A 21,674-nucleotide genomic window follows, 5' to 3' on the forward strand; every position below is an offset into this window, starting at 1 on the left:
AAGCGGAAGTCTTCCGTTTCCCTTTTCCCCGCACTCCTGTAGGAAGCGCGATTGAATGAGCGGATGCGTCCGGGCCTGGGGAGCCCGCCCGTGTTCATCCCGATGCGTCAGGCGAACCATGAGCAGCATGAGCGACCAGCACAGCCCGGCCGATGGCCCGTCTCCCGTTTCCGCAGCCCCCGCGCCTGTGAAGCGTCCTGTCTGGCTGCGTCTTCTCGGCCATGACATCATCGCGCCGGCCGTACTCGTGCTGCTGGCGCTGATCCTGTTCGTGCCCGGGCAATGGACGGTGCCGCCGCTGGACCGGGATGAGCCTCGCTTCACCCAGGCTTCCAAGCAGATGCTTGAGACCGGCAACTATGTCGATATCCGGCTGCAGGACGAGCCGCGCTATAAAAAGCCCATCGGCATCTACTGGCTACAGGTGGTTGCTGCCAAGGCGACTGGCTACGGCGCCGATGCCCCGCTGTGGGTCTACCGGCTGCCGTCCCTGATTGCCGGCCTTGCGGTGGTTCTCCTGACCTACTGGACCGCGCGTGCCTTCGCCGGCCCGCCGGTTGCCTTTGTCGCCGGTTTGCTGGTCGCAGCCGCCCTGATCCTCGGCGTCGAGGCGCGGCTCGGCAAGACCGACGCGACCCTGTTTGCTACGATCGTCCTGGCGCAAGGCGCTTTGGCCCGCCTGTTTCTGGCGAACAGTCCCGCACCACGCTGGGGCCTTGCCCTCGTCTTCTGGACCGCGATGGCCGGCGGCGTTTTGGTCAAGGGCCCGGTGATCCTGATGGTGGTCGGCTTGACCGTTGCCGCCCTTATGCTGCTGACACGCAGCGCCTCATGGTTCCGCGCCGCCGCGCCCCTGTTTGGCGTGCCCTGGATGCTCTTGCTGATCCTGCCCTGGTTTGTGGCGATCTGGATTGCCACCGAGGGCAGCTTCTTCCAGGAGGCCATCGGCCGCGATCTGCTGGGCAAGGTGTCCGAAGGGCAGGAAAGCCATGGTGCGCCGCCGCTGACCCATCTGGCGGCGATGCTTGCCGTGTTCTGGCCGCTGCCGGGCTTTCTGCTGCTGGCCGCCCCGCGCATCTGGGCCGAACGGCACAGCCGGTTGACACTTTTTGCGCTCGCCTGGTTCCTGCCGTCCTGGATTGTCTTCGAACTGGTGGCAACCAAGCTGCCGCATTACACCATGCCGCTGCTGCCAGCCCTGGCGCTGGTCACCGCTGCGGCGCTGGTGGAGGGGGCGGGGACAACAGCCGGACGCGCCCTGCGCTGGACGTCGGCGGGGCTGGTTGCGCTTTTGCCCGTGGCGATTCTCGGCGCGGTGGTGGCCGGTCCCTTCGCTCTGGGTCTGTGGCCGTCGCCTCCGGGCGTCGTGCTTTGCGCCTTTGCCGCGCTCCTTGGCCTGTGGGCGGCCATCCGCCTGGCTCACGGCGAAGCCCTGGCGGCGTTGCCGCGCGCCGTAGCCGCGATGGTGCTGATGACCGGCGGCGTCTGGGGCTTTTCCGGCCCGGCCCTTGAGACGATCTGGGTCAGCCCCCGTCTGGCCGCAGCCATTTCCGAAGTCTCGTCCTGCGAGGCGCCGGACGTGTCGTCCAGTGGCTTCAGCGAGCCGAGTTTCGTCTTCCTGCAAGGCACGCAGACCCGGCTCATCCCCGGTGACGCAGCGGCGGCGTTCCTGGCGGAGACGGCTCAGATGCCCAATCCCTGCCGCATTGCCGTGATCGAGAAGCGACAGGAGGAGAGCTTTCTTGCCGCCGCTGCTGCAACCGGACTTGTGCCGGAACTCAGGGGCAGGGTAGAGGGCGTGAATATCAATGGCGGTCGCACCCTCGACCTCGGGCTCTACGTGGCAGGACCAGCAGTACAATGACGGACAGGTATGAGACGGACAGCTTCGGCTGGAAATCCCGGCTTGCGGCGGTCAAGGCGCGGTTTCTTGGCAACTGGCGCCAGGTCCGCGCGATCATCGGCAATCGCCGTCGCCGGGCTGAACGCCTGCATGATCCCCTGCCGGCTGGCCAGAGGCCGCAGGACATCCTGGCCATCCTGCTCCTGACCGTCGGCATAGCTTTGATCCTGGCGGATATTCCGACCTATCCCTGGCTGCGCTCGCTGCCACCGGGCTACCGCGAAGTCTTCGCCAGCTTTACCGATTTCGGCAAGGCCCACTGGATCCTGTGGTCGACGGGCCTGTTCTGTCTCGGATACCTCGCCTTTGCCGACTTCGACCGGCTTTGCGGCCGGGTCCGGCTGACCCTTGCGATGATCTGGACCTATGCGGCCTTTGTTTTCTACAGCGTGGCGCTGACCGGTATCCTGGCACTCGTGTTCAAGTGGATCCTCGGCCGCGCCCGGCCGAAGCTTTATGAGGAAGTCGGCCCGGTCGCCTTCGATCCCTTCATCCTGCACGGGGCCTACACCAGCTTTCCCTCCGGCCATTCGACGACCGTTGCAGCACTGGCGACAGCGCTTGCCCTGATTTTCCCGACCTGGCGCTGGCTGATCATCGTCCTGGCCTTCTGGACCGCGTTCAGCCGCATCATGGTCGGCGCGCATTATCCGTCTGATGTGGTTGCCGGCACCTTGCTCGGCATGACGGTGACCCTGTTCTGCGCCCGCTGGATGGCCCGGCGCCGGCTTGGTTTCACCCTGTCGGCCAATGGCAGCATCGTGCCGATCATCAGCCAGCGTTCGGCTGCGACCGGCCTGCGCGCCTTGTGGCTGATCGCAACGGGTCGCCGCTCGGCCCTGCGTCCGGCGGCAGATGCGGAGGCCATCAAATGACTGACACGCCAGATGTCACTGTCGTCGTTCCCGCGAAGGACGAGCGCGATAACCTGCCCATCCTGCTGGACGAGATTGCGTCCGCGCTTGAGGGGCGGCCCTTCGAGGTTCTGGTCATTGACGACGGCTCAAGCGATGGCACGGACCAGGTGCTGGCGGCCTATGCCTCGGCCCATCCCTGGCTCAGGCCGCTCCGCCATGCCCGCGCCTGCGGCCAAAGTGCAGCAGTGCGCACTGGGGTGCTCAATGCCCGTGGCCGTGTCGTGGCAACGATTGATGGCGATGGCGAAAACAACCCGGCCTATATCCCTGAACTCCTGAAGGCACTCGAGGACGGTGGACCGGCGGTTGCGCTCGCGGCCGGCCAGCGCATCGGTCGCAAGGCCAGCCGGGCCAAGCGCCTTGCCTCAAAACTGGCCAATCGCCTGCGCGGGGCGCTGCTTCAGGACAACACCCGTGACAGCGGCTGCGGCCTCAAGGCCCTGCGCCGCGACGTGTTCCTGCAACTGCCTTATTTCGACAGCTGGCACAGGTTCCTGCCGGCGCTGGTCATCCGCGAGGGCTATGGCGTGGTGCATGTCGATGTACTCGACCGTCAGCGCCGGCATGGCACCTCGAAATATGGCATCTTCGACCGGGCGCTGATTGGTGCCCTGGATCTCTTCGGTGTCTGGTGGCTGCGCCGCCGGCGCAAGGCCATCCCGGCGGTGTCGGTGATCACGCCCGCGCCGGACCGCAGCGCCTGACTGCGTTCTTCTGTCGCCCCTGCCGGGAAACCTGACATGACTGACTTGCTTCAGTGGCTGCACGACGTCTTCGTCAAGCAGATCGACTTCTGGGTCATCCTGGGCTTCATCGCCCAGTTTATGTTCTCCATGCGCTTCATCGTGCAATGGATCGCCTCGGAACGCGTCGGCCGCTCCATTGTACCGGTTGCCTTCTGGTTCTTCTCTATCGGCGGCGGCTCGCTGCTGCTGGTCTACGCCATCCAGCGCGAGGATCCGGTGTTCATCGCCGGTCAGGCGCTCGGCCTGATCATCTATTTCCGCAATCTCTGGCTGATCTTCAAGGAAAAGCGCCGGGATCCGACGATCTGAAACACGTTTCTGACATGCTGGACGAAGTTTGGGGCGGGCTGTTTCAGCCCGCCCAGAAGCTTATGACAAGCCTTGACCTCACCGCCGTCATCCGGCCAAGCGCCGCGCCGAGCCGGGACCGGAGAGCCGAGGCCTCAATATTTCAATGCGCTACCCCCCGAGAGACCTTGGCTCTCCGGTCCCGGATCTCCGCTTCGCTGCGTCCGGGATGACTTTATAGGGTTTGTCCGTCGTCTGAGGGCGGGCTGTTTCAGCCCGCCCTTTTTGCGGCCTAACCAGCCATGGCGGCAAAGCCGCGAGAAAGATCCGCAATCAGGTCCTCCGGGTCTTCCAGCCCGATGTTGAGGCGAATGCTTTCCCCACCCGGCAGCGGTGTCCCGGCAGTGCGAACCCCCGCCAGCCGGACCGGGATCGCAAGGCTCTCGAAACCGCCCCAGGAATAGCCAAGGCCAAACAGGCTGAGGCCGTCCAGGAAGGCGCTCGCTTGCGCTCTGGTGACACCCGGCGCGAAATCAAAGGCGAAAAGCCCGCTGGCGCCGGAAAAATCCCGTGCCCACAGCGCATGGCCCGGATCCTGCCGCAGCGCCGGATAGCGGATCGCCGCCACCTGCGGCTGGGCGACGAGCCAGTCGATCACCGCCAGTGTCGAGCGGTAGTGCCGCTCCAGCCGCACCGACATGGTGCGCAGGCCACGCAGCGCCAGATAGACATCATCGGGAGCGATATGCACGCCCATCGCACCGTGCAACTCGGTCAGTCCGGGCAGGGCACGTTCGCTGGCCGCGATGGTGCCGATGGTCACGTCGGAATGGCCGACGATATATTTCGTGCCGGCCTGGATGGAGAGATCGACCCCGTGGGCGATCGGTTTGAAAAACAGCGGCGTTGCCCAGGTGTTGTCCATCAGCACGAAGGCGCCAATTTCTTTCGCTGCAGCCGTGATTGCCGGAATATCCTGCATTTCGAACGTCAGGGACCCGGGCGCCTCCGTGTAGATGGCCGCGGTGTTGGGCCGGAACAGCGACCTAATCCCGCCGGCAAGTTCCGGCAGATAGTATTCCACTTCAACGCCATAGCGCGGCAGCACGGTATCGCAGAAATGCCGCGTCGGACCATAGACGGTGTCGGCGACCAGGAAATGATCTCCTGCCTTGAGGCAGGACAGGCAGGCAATCGCCACCGCATTGAGCCCCGACGTGGCAAGCTTTGCCCCCGCCGCGCCTTCCAGCGCGGTCAGCGCTTCCTCAAGGGCATCTGTTGTCGGATTTCCGCGCCTGGCGTAATTATACTTCTGGGCACCGGGCGCCATATGTGCGGTATCTGGAAACAATACCGTCGAGGCATGCACCACCGGTGGGTTGACGAAACCATGAAATGCGTCCGGATGCCGTCCGGCGTGGACAATAATTGTGTCTGGTTTCTGATCAGTTGGTGCCGTTTTCTTGCTCATGTTCACCGTCGCAGTTGCGTTTCTGTCCGAAACGGGGGAATCGCCAATGGAAATTTTCCTCAGACCAAACTGCAACCCCTTGACCCGCCCCGTCAAATGCCATCGAATGGCCTTCATTGGATTGGCGTTCAATCATGTCCCCCGCAAGGCAGCCGGAAGTGCTGTCGGGAGGACCGGGACCCGGTTACGGCCGGGGAGGGGGTCCGGAGGCGGGCGTGACGTGGTTGCGGCGGCAAGACCGATGAAAAAATACAGATGGGTAACAATAAAGGCTGCAAATCCATGAAAGCTAATCTCGTTCCGCTTCTGCTCGGCGCCGCGATGGGCGTTGCCGCGACCTCCGCGTCCGCCGGCACCCTTGACGACGTCAAGGCCAAGGGCTTCATCCAGTGTGGTGTGAGCCAGGGCCTGCCGGGCTTCTCCAATCCGGACGCGCAGGGCAACTGGACCGGCCTCGATGTCGATGTCTGCCGTGCCGTTGCCGCTGCCGTGTTCGGCGATGCCAGCAAGGTCAAGTACTCGCCGCTGAACGCCAAGGAGCGCTTCACCGCCCTCCAGTCCGGCGAAATCGACATGCTGTCGCGCAACACCACCTGGACCGCGTCGCGCGATACCTCGCTCGGCCTGAACTTTACCGGCGTCACCTATTATGACGGCCAGGGCTTCATGGTTCGCAAGTCGCTCGGCGTTGCCGGCGCTCTCGAACTGTCGGGCGCGTCTGTCTGCACCCAGACCGGCACCACCACCGAGCTGAACGTCGCCGACTACTTCCGCACCAACAACATGCCGTATGAAATCGTCGCCTTCGAAAAGGCCGACGAAGTGGTCAAGGCCTATGACGCCGGCCGCTGCGACGTGTTCACCACCGACGCCTCGGGCCTCTATGCAGAGCGTCTGAAGCTGACAAACCCGGGTGACCACATCGTTCTGCCGGAAATCATCTCCAAGGAGCCGCTCGGCCCGGTCGTGCGCCATGGCGATGACCAGTGGTTCGACGTCGTCAAGTGGTCGCTGTTTGCGATGATCAACGCTGAAGAACTGGGCGTGACCCAGGCCAACGTCGAAGAGATGAAGGCCTCTGCCAACCCGGAAATCAAGCGTCTGCTCGGCGTTGACGGTGCCTTCGGTGAAGCGCTTGGCGTGTCCAACGACTGGGTCGTCAACATCGTGAAGAGCGTCGGCAACTATGGCGAGGCCTTCGACCGCAACGTCGGTCCGGACACTCCGCTGGGCATCGCCCGTGGCCTGAACGCACTGTGGACCAAGGGCGGCATCCAGTACGCTCCGCCGGTCCGCTAAGGTCTGCTGACTGGTGAACCTGGCCTCTCCAGGGTCCAGGTTCCGTCTCGCCGTCCCGGCCGGTTGATAAAACCGGCCGGGACGAGCGTCATAAGGTGAGCCACTAGAACAACAACGGGGCTTGCCTTCAGGGGACAAAATGGCCGTTTCCGCGTCGACGGGGAAATGAAACGGCCGGCGGCATGACGGGTGCGGACATCAATCACGCGCCGATGCCGCTCGTGTTTGGCGAGGGTACATGACAATTCGGGATAACGACGGAGCGGAGCCCGAAGCAAGGGTGTCGCTGGTCAACGACCCGCGTGCGCGAGGCATCTTCTTCCAGGTGCTGTTGCTGGCGATGATCGTTTTTGCCGGCTGGACGATCGTGAACAATACGATCAGCAACCTGCAGCGCCAGAATATTGCCTCCGGCTTCGGGTTCCTTGACAGAAACGCCGGCTTTGGCACCTCCCAGAGCCTGATCGCATACACCGAGGCCTCGACCTATGGTGACGCGATTGTGGTCGGCTTTCTCAACACGCTGCTGGTAGCCGTCATCGGCATCATCCTGGCGACACTGCTTGGCTTCGTCATCGGCGTCGCCCGCCTGTCGAAGAACTGGGTGATCGGCAAGCTCGCCTATTGGTATGTTGAGATCCTGCGCAACGTTCCATTGCTGCTGCAGATATTCTTCTGGTACTTCGCCGTTCTGCGCGCCGTTCCGGACAAGCGCAGCAAGTGGTCACTGTTTGATACCTTCCACCTCAATGTTGCCGGTCTGTGGATGCCGGAACCGATCTACGCTCCGGGGGCAGGTATTGTCGGCTTCGCGCTCATCGGCGCCATCGTTGCGTCTCTTGGCATCGGGCGCTGGTCGCGCAAACGCCAGGAGGCGACAGGTCAGCAGTTTCCGGTGTTCCTCACCGCAATCGGGCTGATCATCGGCTTGCCGGTCATCGCCTTCCTGGCCACCGGCATGCCGATCACGCTGGAGCATCCGGTGTTTGTCGAGACGGGACCGCTGCTGCGCCAGGGCTTCACCCTTGGCACGGGCATGACACTGATCCCGGAATTCCTGGCCCTGACCCTTGCGCTCACGATCTACACCTCGGCCTTCATTGCCGAAATCGTGCGCGCCGGCATCCAGGCCGTCAGCCATGGCCAGACCGAAGCGGCAAGTGCACTCGGGCTTCGCGCCTCACCGACCCTGCGTCTCGTCATCGTGCCGCAGGCGATGCGGGTGATCATTCCGCCGCTGACCAGCCAGTATCTCAACCTGACCAAGAACTCCTCGCTCGCCGTTGCCGTCGGGTTTCCCGATCTCGTATCGATGGGCGGAACGGTGCTGAACCAGACCGGTCAGGCCATCGAGGTCATTGCCATCTGGATGCTGGTCTATCTGTCGCTGAGCCTGATCACGTCGGCTTTCATGAACTGGTACAACCAGAAAATGGCGCTGGTGGAGCGGTAAGGATGAACACAATGGCTCAACCCCCTGTCTTTCAGATCCGCACCGAGGACGCGCCCAAGCTGCCGGCTCCGGTTTCCACCTCCGGTGCCGTCGGCTGGATGCGGCAGAACCTGTTTTCCTCGATCGGCAACACGGTCCTGACCCTGATCGGTCTCTATCTGGCCTGGCTGCTGCTGGCCCCATTGGTGCAGTTCGCGCTCATTGATGCAGTCTGGAGCGGTGAGGACCGCCAGGCCTGCCTCGCCCCGGAAGGCTCCGGCGAACATGTCGGTGCCTGCTGGGCTTTCGTGCGGGCCTATTTCCCGCAGTTCATCTATGGCCGCTATCCGGCGGAGGAGGTCTGGCGGGTCAACATCGTCTATGCCCTCTTCGCCCTGCTGCTGATCCCGCTGGCGATGCCGAAGGTTCCCTTCAAGCGGCTGAATGCAGCCCTCTTCCTGGTTGCTTTCCCGATTGTCGCCTATTTCCTGCTGACCGGTCTGGTCATCGGCGGTGAAGTGGTGCTGCCGATCGTTGAAACCCGCATCTGGGGCGGTCTGCTGGTCACTTTGGTGATTGCCGTCACCGGCATCACCGCGTCCCTGCCGCTCGGCATCCTCCTGGCCCTTGGCCGCCGGTCGCAGTTGCCGATCGTCAAGATGTTCTCGGTGATTTTCATCGAGTTCTGGCGCGGCGTGCCGCTGATCACCGTGCTGTTCATGTCCTCGGTGATGCTGCCGCTGTTCCTGCCCGATGGCATGACCTTTGACCGGCTGTTGCGTGTTCTGATCGGCGTGACCCTGTTCTCGGCCGCCTATATGGCGGAAGTGGTGCGTGGCGGTCTGCAGGCGATCCCGAAGGGTCAGTACGAAGGCGCGATGGCGCTTGGCCTCGGCTTCTGGCAGATGATGCGTCTCATCATCCTGCCGCAGGCGCTCAAGCTGGTGATCCCCGGCATCGTCAACACCTTCATCGGCCTGTTCAAGGACACGACCCTGGTGCTGATCGTCGGCATGTTCGACCTGCTTGGCCAGATCCAGTCGGCCTTCTCGGATCCGACCTGGGCGACGCCTGTCACCGGACACACGGGCTATCTCTTTGCCGCGATGATCTTCTTCACCTTCTGCTTCGGCATGTCGCGCTACTCCATCTACATGGAGAATCTGCTGCATACCGGGCACAAGCGTTAGCTTCAGCCGAATGGCCGGCGCGGCCGATCCGCGCCGCCTCTCGCCCAGCAGGTGCGGTCCGTCCGCGCCGCCTCTTGAAAAGACGTATTCTGGAGTAAACCCATGACTGAGAACGCAGTCTCCGACATTGAAATCGCGGTCGACCGCAGCAAGATGACCGTCTCCGACACGGATGTGGCGGTCGAGATTGTCGGCATGAACAAGTGGTACGGCGACTTCCACGTCCTGCGTGACATCAATCTGAAGGTGATGCGCGGCGAGCGCATCGTGATCTGCGGTCCCTCGGGCTCCGGCAAGTCGACCATGATCCGCTGCATCAACCGCCTGGAAGAGCACCAGAAGGGCAAGATCGCGGTCGATGGCATCGAACTGACCAATGATCTCAAGAAGATCGACGAGATCCGCCGCGAGGTTGGCATGTGCTTCCAGCACTTCAACCTGTTCCCGCACCTGACGATCCTGGAAAACTGCACCCTGGCGCCGATCTGGGTGCGCAAGATGCCGAAGAAGCAGGCCGAGGAAGTTGCGATGCACTATCTCGCCCGGGTCAAGATCCCCGAGCAGGCGCACAAATACCCGGGCCAGCTTTCCGGTGGCCAGCAGCAGCGCGTGGCCATTGCCCGTGCCCTGTGCATGAGCCCGAAGATCATGCTGTTCGATGAGCCGACCTCGGCGCTCGATCCGGAAATGATCAAGGAAGTGCTGGACGTGATGGTCAACCTTGCCGAAGAAGGCATGACCATGCTCTGCGTGACCCACGAAATGGGCTTTGCCCGCAAGGTCGCCAACCGCGTCATTTTCATGGATGCGGGCCAGATCGTGGAGCAGAACGAGCCGGAAGCCTTCTTCCTCAATCCGCAGCACGAGCGCACCAAGCTGTTCCTGAGCCAGATCCTGCATCACTGACAGGGTGCCCGGCCAAGCATCTTCGAGGGCGCGGGAGGAAACTCCCGCGCCCTCAGAGTCCTGACAAACCCTCTATCGTCATCCCGGACGCAGCGAAGCGGAGATCCGGGACCGGAGAGCCAAGGTCTCTCCAGGGTAACGCATTGAAATATAAAGGCTCCGCCTCACCGGTCCCGGCTCCGCGCTACGCTTGGCCGGGACCGGTGAGGTTGTGGTTTGTCATCAAGCTCAGGGCGCGGGAGGAAACTCCCGCGCCCTTTGTGGTGTCACGGGCCAAATTTTTCTGTCGGCGGGAGACGTGGCGGTCTTTCTTTCACCCTATTCACGTAACGTTATCGGCTCCTCTGCTAAGCGTTGCGTCCGTCTGGCGAAGCGAAAGCCCAGGAGGCCTGATTTGAGATCCGCCCACGAAATGAACTTGAGTTCTGCCACCTTTTCCACGACAGCCCACCCCGCAGCCCCTGCGCCTTTGACACGCGTCCGAAGCCTTGCAGGAAACACAGGCCTCGGCGCGCTGGCCCGTCTTGTCGCCATGAGCCTGCCACTTGCGCTGGCCCTGTTTCTGGCTCTTGCGCTTTCCGCAAGAGCCCAGGATACGGCGCTGCCGGCCGATCTGGTCGGCAAGTGGCTGGCCGAGGACATCGGCGGCAACGGTGTCATTGACTACGCCCAGAGCGTCCTCGAAATCGAGGAAGCGGGAACTGTCGCCGGGTCCACCGGGTGCAACACCATGTTCGGCCAGATCCGGCAGGGCGGCGGTGTCCTGAAGATCGGTCCGCTCGCAGTCACCCGCAAGGCGTGCCCGCCGGCTGTGATGGATCAGGAGCGCAAGTTCGTCGATGCCATCAACGCTGCCGTCGACTATCGCAGCGAACGCGGCAAACTGATCCTGCTGGATGCGAAGTCCGAACCCGTCGTCACCCTGACATTGATGTGAGGTGCAGGTCCCGGCGGCAGTGCCCCGCCGGGGCTCGCTCATCCGGTGACGACCGGCGTGTCGGCAAGCGCGCCCCATTCGGACCAGGACCCGTCATAGAGGCTGAGGTCCTTGTGGCCGAGGATTGTCAGGGCCAGTGTCACGGCAGCGGCGGTCACGCCCGAGCCGCAGGAGGTTGTCACCGGCTTGTCGAGATCGACCCCGGCCTCGGCGAAGACGGCCCGAAGTCCAGCCGCGTCCTTCACCGTGCCATCGCTGGAAAGAAGGCTGCCGATGGGGGTGTTGAGCGCGCCCGGCATATGGCCTGACCGCAGGCCTGCGCGGGGCTCCGGTGCGGTTCCGGCGAACCGCTCGGCCGAGCGGGCGTCCACCACCTGGCGCGCGCCGCTGTCTACGATCTGCCGCATGTCCTCAAGGTCGACCACGGCGCCGTTGTTCATCCGGGCGGTAAAGTGCCGCTCGGGTCTGCGCATTGCGCCATCCTCCAGGGGCCGCCCCTCCGCCTTCCATTTCGGCAGCCCGCCATCTAGTACAAAGACCCGCGGCGCGCCCATGGTCTTGAGCATCCACCAGCCGCGCGCGGCCGAGAACAGTCCGGCGCTGTCATAGACCACCAAAGTCATGCCATCGCCGATGCCGAGCTTGCGCATCATCGAGGAGAACACATGCGGTGCCGGCATCATGTGCGGCAGCGGGCTGGCTGTGTCGCTGATCGCCTCGATGTCGAAGCGTACGGCCCCTGGAATGTGTTCCGCGAGATATTCGGCGTTGGCATCGCGGCCCGAGCCCGGCAGATGCAGGCTGGCATCCAGAACCAGCACATCCGGCGCGGACATGTGGGCGGCAAGCCATTCGGTCGATACGAGCGGGGATGTCATCGGGAAACTCCAGAGTGGGAAAGGGGGGGATGGCGAAGGGTGGTCAGTCGGCAAGCTGGATGCGGATGCGCCGGTTCAGCTTGCCCTTCTTTTCCATCTTGGTGATGTCGATGCGGCCCACTTCGCTGGTGCGGCTGACATGGGTGCCGCCGCAGGGCTGCAGGTCGAAGTCCGCGCCGATGCGCACCAGCCGGACCTGGCCGGAGCCACGCGGCGGCGACACGCTCATCGATTTGATGAGCCCGGGGTTGGCGTCAAGTTCGGCGTCGGTGATCCACGACGTCGAGATCTCCATGTCGCGCTCGACCGCGGCGCGGATTTCCGCTTCGATGGCCTCGCGTTCCGGCGGTTCGGGCATGTCGAGATCGATGCGGCTCTCGTCCTCGCCAATCTGGCAGCCGGTGATCTTGGTCTTCAGCACGGCGCAAATGATGTGCAGCGCCGTATGCATGCGCATCAGCCGGTAGCGCCGGGCCCAGTCCACATGCGCCACCACCAGTTCGCCAGGATCAGGGATGTCCGCGCCGGCAGCTGGCAGGTGCCGGTGCCCGGTCTTGCCATCGGCATAGATCGCGGCAGCAATCTCGATGCGGCTGCCATCCGCGCGTTCCAGATACCCGGTGTCTCCCGGCTGGCCGCCGCTGGTGGCGTAGAACACGCTGCGGTCCAGAACGATGGCCCCGTCACCGGTCACCTCGATCACACGGGCCTCGCAGCTGCGCAAATAGGCGTCGTCGCGGAACAATGGCTCCGTCATGCTGTGCTCCTCAACTGGTGAACCGAAGCGGCGGGGAGGTGACGTTAGCATGGCCAGCCTGAAGCGCAACCGGCAGGTCAGGGCCTCAGGCGAAGGCTCATACAGCCGCGCGGGCGGCCAGCAACTTCACGGCAAAGGTCCCCATAACTCCGGCAAACAGCCAGTCAAAGGCCCGGATGGCACGCGGCGACGTCTTGAGTGCCCGCGAGATGGCGCCGGCGCTCGCCACCATCCCGATCCCGAAGGGCAGGGACAGGATCACGAAGTAGAGCCCGAGGAAGAACAGCTTTCCGGTCGCTTCCGGGTCCGTGACACTGACGAACTGCGGCAGGAAGGTCACGAAGAACAGCACGACCTTCGGGTTGAGCAGATTGGTCAGCACGGCCTGGGCGAACAGCTTGCGCAAGGGCACGTCAGGTGCGGTGCCTTCTTCGAGCGACAGGGCCGATCCGTTGCGGATGGCATCCACCGCCAGCCAGACCAGATAGCCTGCACCCAGAACCTTGAGCACGAGAAAGGCGGACGGAGAGGTTGCAAGCAGCACCGAGACGCCGATGGCGGCCAGCACGGTATGCACCACGATGCCGGCAACTGCGCCGGCAAAACACACCCACCCGGCAACCCGTCCATGCACCAGCGTCTTCGACAGCTGCAAGGTCATGTCGGGCCCCGGCGTGATGATCAGGACGATCGCGGCGAGGGTGAAGCTGGCAAGGACGGCAAGATCAGGCACAAACGACATCGCACGGCGCTCCGGCTGCGACAGGGTGGAAACAGATATATCGTGGCGCGGTGACCGGCGCCACTGCGCCAGCTCACGGAAATCACCCTCTAAAGGATCGGCGACAGCAGCCGGGCGCTTTGCGCCAGAACCCGGAACAGATAGGGCCGCTGGTCAAGATCATCGGGCGCGGTGCGTCGCGCCAGCCGTAAATCCGCCTCCAGCATCGCCGCGATCTGGGCGATGAACGGCTTGTGGCTGAACCACAGTGTAATCTCGAAATTGATGTGGAACGAGCGATTGTCGAAATTCACCGTGCCGACAGAGGCGAGGTCCTCGTCCACCAGCACCACCTTCTGGTGCAGGAAGCCGTCCAGATAGCGATAGACCTTGATGCCATGATTGACGAGATCATCGGCATGGGCATGGCTTGCCAGCCAGACGAGGCGATGGTCTGCCTTTTCCGGCAGCAGCACCCGCACATCAACGCCGCGCATCGCGGCGGCATAAAGCGCAGTCTGGATTTCCGGTCCCGGCACGAAATAGGGACTGACGACCCACAGGCGCTTGCGGGCGCGGGAAATCACCTCGGTAAAGGCGATGGAACAGTCCTCCTGCGGATCGGCCGGCCCGGTCGGCATCACCAGCACCGGCTCGTCGCCCTGCGGTTCGAACGGCCCCGGCGAGACGATGTCCAGCGCCTGACCGCTGCCCCAGTGCCAGTCTTCCGCAAAGGACAGCGTGCAGGCGAGGGCCGCCGGGCCGGACACCTTCACATGCGTGTCGCGCCAGTGTCCGAAGTCGGGATCGCGGCCGAGATACTCGTCGCCGACATTGTGGCCGCCGACCCAGGCATGGCGGTTGTCCACCACGACCACCTTGCGATGGTTGCGGTAGTTGATCCGCATCGGGCCAAGCAGCCGCAGGTAATGGTGGGTCTCGTTGAAGCCCGAAACCGCGATGCCGCCGCGCCGCAGCCGCCGGATATAGGATTTCGGCAGGCCCTTGGAGCCGATCTCGTCATAGAGCAGATAGACGCGCACGCCTTGCCGCGCCTTTTCGATCAGGAGATCGGCCAGCGTCCGGCCCAGAACGTCATCGCGAATGATGAAGAACTGCACCAGCACCACATCTTTCGCGTCCGAAATGCCCTTCAGGATCGAGGAAAACGTCGCCTCGCCGTCAATCAGCAGCTCGCAGGCATTGCCGGACAGGAACGGCAGGTTGGCAATCTTCGACAGCACCGGCCAGTCGTCGGTGGCGTCCCGGTCACCCAGCCCGAGTTCGGCTGCGCGCAGGCGGCGCTCGAACCGGCCCATCTTGCGCTGCACGTCGGCATAGTCGTCAAACTGTTTCCAGCCGAACACGAGATACAGAAACGCGGTGGGGAACGGCAGGAAGAACAACGACAGCAGCCAGGCGATCGAGCCCTGCGCCGAGCGGCTGTTCATGACCTCCCGCACGGCGCAGATCCCGGCAATGAGATACAGCACCGCCGTGACCCCGGCGATGATCCCGAGGTTGTTGAGCACGATATCAACGACCGAAACATCATGCTCGATGGATCCGGCGAGCGTGCTGGCGACCGGAAGAGGATCAGCCGGAGGCGGTGAAGCTGTGCCCGCCAGGGGAGTGCTCATCCCGCGAAGGGGGCAGGAATGGCAGCCCTGGGCTCGAGCCAGCTTGGCACGGGCAGGTTCTTCGCCTTCAGGAAGTCCGGGTTATACAGCTTCGACTGGTAGCGCGAGCCATGGTCGCACAGGATGGTCACGATGGTGTGGCCCGGTCCCATGTCGCGCGCCAGCCGCCGGGCGCCGGCGATGTTGATCGCGCTGGATCCCCCCAGCAGCAGGCCCTCATGCTCGGCAAGGTCAAACAGCAACGGCAGGGCTTCTTCATCGGGGATCATATAGGCCTTGTCGACCTTTGCCGTTTCGATGATCGGCGTCACCCGGCCAAGGCCGATGCCTTCCGAGACAGACCCGCCCGGCGACATTTCAGCCTTCCCGGTGGTGAAGAGGGAATACATGCCGGCGCCATGCGGATCCGCGCAGCCGATGACGATGTCTGCCTTCTGCTCCCGCAGATAGCCGGAGGTGCCAGCCAGCGTGCCGCCGGTGCCGACCGCACAGATGAAGGCGTCGACCTTGCCTTCCGTGTCGCGCCAGATTTCAGGTCCGGTGCCGACGTAATGTGCCTTGCGGTTGTCGAGGTTGTTCCACTGGTCGGCAAACAGCACGCCATTGGGTTCCTGCGCGGCCAGCTGTTCAGCAAGGCGCCGGGCGACATGCTGATAGTTGTTCGGGTCGGAGAAGGGCTTCACCGGCACCTCGACGAGCTGCGCACCGGCGAGCCGCAGCATGTCCTTCTTTTCCTGGCTCTGGCTGTCCGGCATGACGATGACGGTGCGATAGCCGCGGGCGCTGGCCACAAGCGCAAGGCCGATGCCGGTGTTGCCTGCGGTGCCTTCGACGATCAGGCCACCGGGCTTCAGGTCGCCACGCGCTTCCGCCTCGAGAATCATCTGCTTGCCGGCGCGGTCTTTGACCGACTGGCCCGGGTTCATGAACTCGGCCTTGCCCAGGATTTCGCAGCCCGTCTCGTCCGACAGGCGGTTCAGGCGGATCAGCGGCGTGTTGCCGATGCACTCAACGACAGAAGCGGTGCGGGTCATGAAAAAATGTCCGATCTTGCAGAAAAGCGGGGGAGGCGTCCTTGTGCGGACGCTAAACGCCCTTGGCAGAAGGATCAAGTCGCAGCCATGGTGCCCTGTCTGGCCAGCGGTCATCTTTGCCAAAACAGAAACAGAAACCGACCTTATCTGTCTTGGGAAAGCCTTGTCGGAAACGGTCTGTGTGACTAGTTTTCCGAAAATACACATGGGCGTGATCCGGTTTGTGTTGATCGCCGTAAGACCATTTAAACGATAGCGCGACAAAGAGCGCGCGCCATAAAATGACTGTCGGGCACACATATGGAACACACGACTGGACTCGATGAACTGCTTGCGGGATATGTCGCCGGAACGCTGGCCGAGCCGGCCCGCGTGCTCGTCAGCGCGCATCTGGAACTGACGGATCGCAACCGCACATACGTCCGTCAGCTTGAAGCTCTGGGCGGTCTGGAACTGGAAGAGACAAAGCCGGTTGCTCTGACCAATCGGGACGCCCGGCTCGCCGCCATTTTTGGTCTCGGCGCACCGCAGGTCAGTACCGCCCAGCCGGAAGAATCCTTTGATCCGCGCCTTCCCGCGAGCCTTCGGCGCATGATGGGCCGCCCCTCGCTGGAGGGGCTTGCCTGGCGCAGCCTGATGCCGGGAGTGAAAGAATACCGCATGGGCGAGGTCGATGGCTGCTCCGCCAGCCTCCTTTGGATCCGCGCCGGACGGGCTGTTCCTTCACACACCCACGACGGGACCGAACTGACGTTGGTGCTGCAGGGCGGCTTTGCCGATGCGGATGGCCATTACGTGCGTGGTGACATCGCCATTGCCGATGATCACATCGACCACAAGCCGATTGCCGACCGCGACGAGGACTGCATCTGCTTTGCTGTCACGGACGGGCATCTGCGCCTGACAGGCCCCGTCGGGCGCCTGTTCCAGCCCTTCATGCGCATGTGACGAAATCCGCCGAAGGCTCTCCTGCGTAAACGAATGGAACCGCAGGAGAATTGCCTTGACCGTTTATGTCGCAACCCCCGCCGATGGAGCCGCCTGGATCACCGGAGCCAGTTCCGGTATCGGACGCGCCCTGGCGCTTGAGCTGGCCGGCGCCGGCTGGACGGTTGTTGCGACCGCCCGCTCCGCCGCAGCGCTCGAAACGCTTGCTACTGACGCCAGGGACCTTGCCGGGCGCATTGTCCCGATGCCTGGCGACGTCACGGACGCTCTCGCCATGGCGGCGATTGCCGCGCGAATCGAGACCGAACTTGCGCCCGTTGCGCTTCTCGTTGCCAATGCCGGCATCTATCTGCCGCAGGACGGGCTTGCAGGGTCTGCTGAGGCTTATTCCCAGACCATCGACGTCAACCTCAAGGGCACCGTCAATGTGCTGCTGCCGGTCATCGCGGCGATGACACCGCGGTATAAGGGCCAGATCGCCGTGGTTGCCTCGGTGGCCGGCTACAGTGGACTGCCAACCTCTGCAGCCTATGGCGCGACCAAGGCCGGCTTGATCAACATGACCGAAAGCCTGAAGTTCGACCTCGACCGCGCCGGGATCCGCATCCAGCTGGTTTCGCCCGGGTTTGTCGACACACCGGCCACCGCCGAGAACCCTTTCCCGATGCCGCATCTGATGTCGGTCGAGGCGGCCGCAAAGGCCATCGCCGAGGGCCTGAAAGGCAAGGCGTTCGAGATCGCCTTTCCGCGCGCCTTTGTCCGTCAGCTGAAGTTCCTGCGCCTCTTGCCTTATCGCCTGTATTTCCCGCTCGTCGCCCGCGCCACTGGATGGGCAAAAAAGCCGCTGTGAACCCGGCCGCAGGCCTTCATCCTGGACCGTCTGTTGCCGGGAAACGCAGGAGAGCTGACTTCTTCTCTGCCGTTTCGCGCATGGCAGCAGTGCGATAGTCGGACGGCGTCTGGCCCATTTCCTTGCGGAACGCCGCATTGAAGGTCGAGCGGGCGTTGAACCCGACATCTTCGCCGATGTCGATGATCCGGTTCGTCGTGTTGGTCAGCAGCTCGCAGGCCTCGCGGACCCGCCAGTGGTTGACATACTCGTAGAAATTGCTGCCGATATAGTCGTTCAGCACCTGGGACAGATAGTTCTCGGATACTTTCAGGTGGTCGGAGAGATTGCGCAGGTTAAGGGCGTGGTTGCGATAGAGCTTGTCCTCCGCCATGGCTCGCTCGATCTTGCCCGCGATCCGCTTCATCCGCTCCCCGTCCAGTGCCGAGCGCTGATAGCGCGCTTCAGTCAATGCCACGGCCGGCGCTTCCTCGCTCACCTGCAGCACCTCGCGTGGCACCTTCAGTACGACACCGGCGTCCATTTCCGCCTCGGCGGCCGGGCTGCGACGGGCGGGGGCGTAGATCGGCTGCTGCCACAGCGCCATGAAGGTCAGGGGGTAGATCCAGGCGGCAAAGATCAGCACGCTGACCATCGGTGAGGGATTGAGCTGGTTGAACAGCAGGTTGTCGCCAAGCAGCACCAGGTTGATGCCCCAGGACAGTCCCATCAGCGGAATGTTCCAGTGCAGCCAGCGCAGGCTGCTGCCTTCGAGGTTCGAGAAATAGTCGAGTTTCTGCCGTTCGTGCCGCCCAAGTTCGCGGATGCTCATCGCCACGTAAAGGGTCATGACCGGCAGATAGACCAGCATGGTGATCAGCCGTTCGGGCGGCAAGGGCGTCGACAGGGTCGTGCCAAGATCGTGCAGGCTCGGACCATGCAGGGCGACGGGCTGTGACTTTGCGTAAAGCAGGATGGTCAGGAACTGCATGGCCGCATATGGCGCCAGGTGCCAGAGGTCCTTGCGGTTGAAGCTCAGGGGGTCCTTGCTGGACAAGGCCCGTGCATAAAAGTAAAGCGCCGGGCCTTCCAGCAGCAGCAGCGGCGTCATCACCGCCACGACATGGTTTGGGCCGGGCAATGTCCACTCGCCGATGCCATACATCACCTCGGTCAGGTCGCCGAGGGCCATCACCAGCACCAAGCCCAGGAAGGCGGAGATCGCCAGCGAGTGGTCCTTGCGCGGCTCGCGGCGGGTCAGCAGGAGCCCGATGACGAAGACCAGATGCGTTGCCAGTCCGAGGGCAAGGATGAAAAGATCGTTCGTATACAGGATCGGCACTCCGCAAGGGTTCGCCCCGCATCGAAAAGAAGGCGCGCATGCGCAGGGTGATCTGCGCATGCGCGGTCTGGTCCCGTCAAGGCCGGGTGGGGCAGTGGCCTTGTGGCGCGTGTTGAGGAACACGGGACGGGAACAGGCACCCATGTGCCATGCCCTGAGGCGTCAGGCGTCCGGACGGGCCCGACCGGACACTTCAGGGGGGCGGAAACGGCAATGTCAGCCGCCGAAGCGATACGTCACGAAGGCACCGACCGAGTACTGGTTCTTCGAGCCGCGGCTGCCCGTCACGATCGGCGATTTCGCCGCCTCGCCCACCAGCCGGTCATAGGATCCGGTCAGGGTGAAGGCTGCCTTCTCGGTCAGGAGATAGGTCGCATCCGCCGAGATCCCGACACTGGCGATGCCGCCGGACGGCCGGAAGGTCTTGAGCCCGCTGCGCCCGGACTGGGCGGCGCTGACCCCGAAGACCGAGCGCATGTAGCTCTCGTCAAACCAGGTCGCCTTGGCAGCCGCGCCCAGCATCAGGCGGTGGTCCAGCAGCGGCGGGGCCTTGACGCCGAGCGTGAAGTCACCGGTCCAGCCTTCGGCCGCCTTGATCTTTTCGTTGAGGCCGAAGCGGTTCAGGCTTTTGTCCCGGCTGTCCTTCAGCTTCAGGACGCTGCGCCTGAGTTCCACCGCGGCCTCCAGCCAGGGCAACGGTTCATAGGCGATGAAGCCGCCGGCATCGAGCGTCGGCGCCAGGTCGCCAAGGCCGTTCAGCGTCTTGCGGTCGTCCTTGGTGTCGCGGCCCATGCTGTAGCGCAGGACCGGCCCGGCCCGAAATCCGTAGGTGTCGAGGGCGTTGACAGTGAGGCCCTTGGGATCGAGCAGGACGGTATCGCGCCAATTGACCGCGACATACGGAACGGGAAGCACCTTCATCTTGTCGGACCCGAGGAATGCCGGCGCATAAAGCGCGCCGCCGCCGACAGTGACCGTCCAGTCCGGCTTTGCCTCATCAACGGCGAGCTCGGGAAAGTCCTGTCGCGCCGGCTCCTCGAGATCTGCGGCAAAGGCGGGAAGGGCAAGGACGCTTAGTCCGAGGCCGAGGGCAAGGCCGGTGAGGACGGGGCGATGATGGGTCACGTCGAATTCTCCGCTTGGGGCGCGCAGGGAGGTCGCGCCGGTCGGGCCGCGGTGCCGGGCACTGCGGTTGCGACGGAGATGCCAGATTGCAGGCGGAACTGCGTCCGGTCGGGCTGGCCCGGACGAAAGGTCGCCGCGCTCTGGCGGCAGATGGAAGGGCATCATGTGCGGGCCGGTGGAGCCGGACGTCGGCAGGCTGGCTTCAGTCCTTGCTCTGGCGCAGGTGCCGTTCCAGCCGGCTCAGTCCGAGCGACAGGGTCACGGTCAGGGTCAGATAGATCAGCGCCACCAGGTTGTAGGTCTCGAAGTAGCGGAAATTTCCGGCCGCCGTCACCTTGCCGAGCTGGGTCACGTCGGTAACGCCGAGCACCGACACCAGCGACGAATCCTTCACCATGGCGATAAAGTCGTTGCCATAGGGCGGCAGGATGGTGCGGAAGGCCTGCGGCGCCACGATCAGCCGGAAGCGCAGCCAGCCATTCAGCCCCAGCGCCTTGGCCGCCTCGATCTGGCCCGGATCGACGGCGACGATCCCGGCCCGGAACACTTCCGCCAGAAACGCAGAATAGGCCAGCACCAGTGCCGTCACCGCCCGCCACAGCAGCGAAATGTCCCGCGTCCTGACCGGTTCCAGCCCCAGTGGCCCGGTCAGAAAGTTCCATGCCTCCACCAGCATCGGCACGCCGGCGAAAGCCACATAGAGCAGCAGCACGATGATCGGGATCCCGCGGATCACCTCGATGTAGAACTTCACCACCTGCCGGATCACGAGGAACCGTGACAGCCCGCCGACAGCGAGCAGCAGGCCGAGCGCGGAGGCTCCCGCAAACCCCGTTACGGTGACGAGCAACGTGATGCCGATGCCCTGCGACAGCACGGACAGCACCTGCGCATGCACCTCACTGGTCAGCGCCTGGCCGAAGGCATAGGCACCGGCCAGGCCAAGCACCACCAGCCACCAGGGAAAGTCGGTCGTTGATGTCTTGCGGGACGGGCCCATGGCTTAAGCGCTCCGAAGGGGCTGGAGAGGGGCTGTTGCACGAAAGACCGGAACCCGACGGGTGTTTCCCATCGGGTTCCGGTTCAGCCCTTGCGCGCCCTGCGCATGTTCAAGGCGGGATGCGACAGCCTCTGAGGCTGCGACCTTACTGGCCCATCTTGTAGTCGAGGAACCACTTCTTATCGAGCGCGGCGATGGTGCCGTCGGCCTTCATGGAGGCTATGGCGGCATTGACCAGCAACTGTATCGGTTGCTGTCAAGTTGGTTGATCGCTGAAGTCCCTTTTTTGTCCCATCATGGCATTGAGGGCG

The 21,674-nt window shown here is 63.7% G+C and carries 20 protein-coding genes and 1 pseudogene; 11 read left to right on the plus strand and 10 right to left on the minus strand.

What is annotated here, in order from left to right; translation table 11 throughout:
• The first annotated feature begins 118 nt into the window (after positions 1 to 118).
• From ACTIFE_RS07950 to ACTIFE_RS07965, 4 genes are read left to right on the plus strand one after another with little or no spacing between them, the layout of a single operon-like run.
• Positions 119 to 1,864 carry an ArnT family glycosyltransferase gene (locus tag ACTIFE_RS07950; RefSeq protein WP_439528616.1) on the plus strand — a complete coding sequence of 582 codons (1,746 nt, stop codon included), beginning with the start codon at positions 119 to 121 and terminating at the stop codon, positions 1,862 to 1,864.
• Positions 1,861 to 2,778 (plus strand): phosphatase PAP2 family protein, encoded by a 918-nt coding sequence (locus ACTIFE_RS07955; protein ID WP_439528617.1) that lies wholly within the window; start codon positions 1,861 to 1,863, stop codon positions 2,776 to 2,778. Before ACTIFE_RS07950 ends, ACTIFE_RS07955 begins: the two co-directional genes overlap by 4 nt.
• Positions 2,775 to 3,524, plus strand: coding sequence for a glycosyltransferase family 2 protein (locus ACTIFE_RS07960; RefSeq protein ID WP_439528618.1), 750 nt, complete (start codon positions 2,775 to 2,777; stop codon positions 3,522 to 3,524). Before ACTIFE_RS07955 ends, ACTIFE_RS07960 begins: the two co-directional genes overlap by 4 nt.
• A gap of 36 nt (positions 3,525 to 3,560) precedes the next feature.
• A complete protein-coding gene (locus ACTIFE_RS07965) occupies positions 3,561 to 3,875 on the plus strand; it encodes a lipid-A-disaccharide synthase N-terminal domain-containing protein (RefSeq protein WP_439528619.1) in 315 nt (104 codons plus the stop codon).
• A 271-nt stretch (positions 3,876 to 4,146) separates the two neighbouring features.
• On the opposite strand, the gene metC is transcribed toward ACTIFE_RS07965, so the two are convergent.
• Positions 4,147 to 5,325 (minus strand): cystathionine beta-lyase, encoded by a 1,179-nt coding sequence (gene metC, locus ACTIFE_RS07970; protein ID WP_439528620.1) that lies wholly within the window; start codon positions 5,323 to 5,325, stop codon positions 4,147 to 4,149.
• 282 nt (positions 5,326 to 5,607) lie between these two features.
• On the opposite strand from metC, the gene ACTIFE_RS07975 reads away from it, so the two are divergent.
• The 5 genes from ACTIFE_RS07975 to ACTIFE_RS07995 all read left to right on the plus strand — a co-directional run bounded on the left by ACTIFE_RS07975 (position 5,608) and on the right by ACTIFE_RS07995 (position 11,089).
• A complete protein-coding gene (locus ACTIFE_RS07975) occupies positions 5,608 to 6,624 on the plus strand; it encodes an amino acid ABC transporter substrate-binding protein (RefSeq protein ID WP_439528621.1) in 1,017 nt (338 codons plus the stop codon).
• Positions 6,625 to 6,862: 238 nt separating this feature from the next.
• Complete coding sequence (locus tag ACTIFE_RS07980; RefSeq protein ID WP_439528622.1) at positions 6,863 to 8,077, plus strand: amino acid ABC transporter permease; 1,215 nt, start codon at positions 6,863 to 6,865, stop codon at positions 8,075 to 8,077.
• A gap of 11 nt (positions 8,078 to 8,088) precedes the next feature.
• The gene (locus ACTIFE_RS07985; protein WP_439528623.1) at positions 8,089 to 9,246 is read left to right on the plus strand and encodes an amino acid ABC transporter permease; all 1,158 of its coding nucleotides are present in this window, start codon (positions 8,089 to 8,091) and stop codon (positions 9,244 to 9,246) included.
• A 102-nt stretch (positions 9,247 to 9,348) separates the two neighbouring features.
• The gene (locus ACTIFE_RS07990; RefSeq protein WP_439528624.1) at positions 9,349 to 10,152 is read left to right on the plus strand and encodes an amino acid ABC transporter ATP-binding protein; all 804 of its coding nucleotides are present in this window, start codon (positions 9,349 to 9,351) and stop codon (positions 10,150 to 10,152) included.
• A gap of 412 nt (positions 10,153 to 10,564) precedes the next feature.
• Positions 10,565 to 11,089: an META domain-containing protein gene (locus tag ACTIFE_RS07995; RefSeq protein ID WP_439528625.1), complete on the plus strand. Its 525-nt coding sequence runs from the start codon at positions 10,565 to 10,567 to the stop codon at positions 11,087 to 11,089.
• Positions 11,090 to 11,127: 38 nt separating this feature from the next.
• Here ACTIFE_RS07995 and sseA read toward each other — a convergent pair whose 3' ends face one another.
• From sseA to ACTIFE_RS08020, 5 genes are all read right to left on the minus strand, one after another.
• Positions 11,128 to 11,967: a 3-mercaptopyruvate sulfurtransferase gene (gene sseA, locus ACTIFE_RS08000; protein WP_439528626.1), complete on the minus strand. Its 840-nt coding sequence runs from the start codon at positions 11,965 to 11,967 to the stop codon at positions 11,128 to 11,130.
• Positions 11,968 to 12,010: 43 nt separating this feature from the next.
• Complete coding sequence (locus ACTIFE_RS08005) at positions 12,011 to 12,724, minus strand: alanyl-tRNA editing protein (protein ID WP_439528627.1); 714 nt, start codon at positions 12,722 to 12,724, stop codon at positions 12,011 to 12,013.
• A 97-nt stretch (positions 12,725 to 12,821) separates the two neighbouring features.
• Positions 12,822 to 13,466, minus strand: a complete 645-nt coding sequence (locus ACTIFE_RS08010) for a LysE family translocator (protein WP_439528628.1) — start codon at positions 13,464 to 13,466, stop codon at positions 12,822 to 12,824.
• Positions 13,467 to 13,555: 89 nt separating this feature from the next.
• A complete protein-coding gene (gene cls / locus ACTIFE_RS08015; protein ID WP_439528629.1) occupies positions 13,556 to 15,085 on the minus strand; it encodes a cardiolipin synthase in 1,530 nt (509 codons plus the stop codon).
• The gene (locus tag ACTIFE_RS08020) at positions 15,082 to 16,119 is read right to left on the minus strand and encodes a cysteine synthase A (protein WP_439528630.1); all 1,038 of its coding nucleotides are present in this window, start codon (positions 16,117 to 16,119) and stop codon (positions 15,082 to 15,084) included. Before ACTIFE_RS08020 ends, cls begins: the two co-directional genes overlap by 4 nt.
• A 300-nt stretch (positions 16,120 to 16,419) precedes the next feature.
• On the opposite strand from ACTIFE_RS08020, the gene ACTIFE_RS08025 reads away from it, so the two are divergent.
• Together ACTIFE_RS08025 and ACTIFE_RS08030 are read left to right on the plus strand one after the other, a co-directional pair.
• A complete protein-coding gene (locus ACTIFE_RS08025; protein WP_439528631.1) occupies positions 16,420 to 17,067 on the plus strand; it encodes a ChrR family anti-sigma-E factor in 648 nt (215 codons plus the stop codon).
• A gap of 55 nt (positions 17,068 to 17,122) precedes the next feature.
• Positions 17,123 to 17,917 (plus strand): SDR family NAD(P)-dependent oxidoreductase, encoded by a 795-nt coding sequence (locus ACTIFE_RS08030; protein WP_439528632.1) that lies wholly within the window; start codon positions 17,123 to 17,125, stop codon positions 17,915 to 17,917.
• Between the two features lie 16 nt (positions 17,918 to 17,933).
• On the opposite strand, the gene ACTIFE_RS08035 is transcribed toward ACTIFE_RS08030, so the two are convergent.
• The 4 genes and pseudogenes from ACTIFE_RS08035 to ACTIFE_RS08050 all read right to left on the minus strand — a co-directional run.
• The gene (locus ACTIFE_RS08035; RefSeq protein WP_439528633.1) at positions 17,934 to 19,238 is read right to left on the minus strand and encodes a helix-turn-helix domain-containing protein; all 1,305 of its coding nucleotides are present in this window, start codon (positions 19,236 to 19,238) and stop codon (positions 17,934 to 17,936) included.
• Positions 19,239 to 19,454: 216 nt separating this feature from the next.
• Complete coding sequence (locus ACTIFE_RS08040) at positions 19,455 to 20,363, minus strand: MipA/OmpV family protein (protein WP_439528634.1); 909 nt, start codon at positions 20,361 to 20,363, stop codon at positions 19,455 to 19,457.
• Positions 20,364 to 20,565: 202 nt separating this feature from the next.
• Entirely contained in the window at positions 20,566 to 21,363 is a 798-nt protein-coding gene (locus ACTIFE_RS08045; RefSeq protein ID WP_439528635.1) for an amino acid ABC transporter permease, read from the minus strand.
• 145 nt (positions 21,364 to 21,508) lie between these two features.
• Positions 21,509 to 21,598, minus strand: a pseudogene (locus tag ACTIFE_RS08050) (basic amino acid ABC transporter substrate-binding protein); the annotation flags it as partial.
• Between the last annotated feature and the right edge of the window lie 76 nt (positions 21,599 to 21,674).

The sequence above is a fragment of the Pannonibacter sp. genome (assembly GCF_051860505.1).
Lineage (GTDB): Bacteria > Pseudomonadota > Alphaproteobacteria > Rhizobiales > Stappiaceae > Pannonibacter.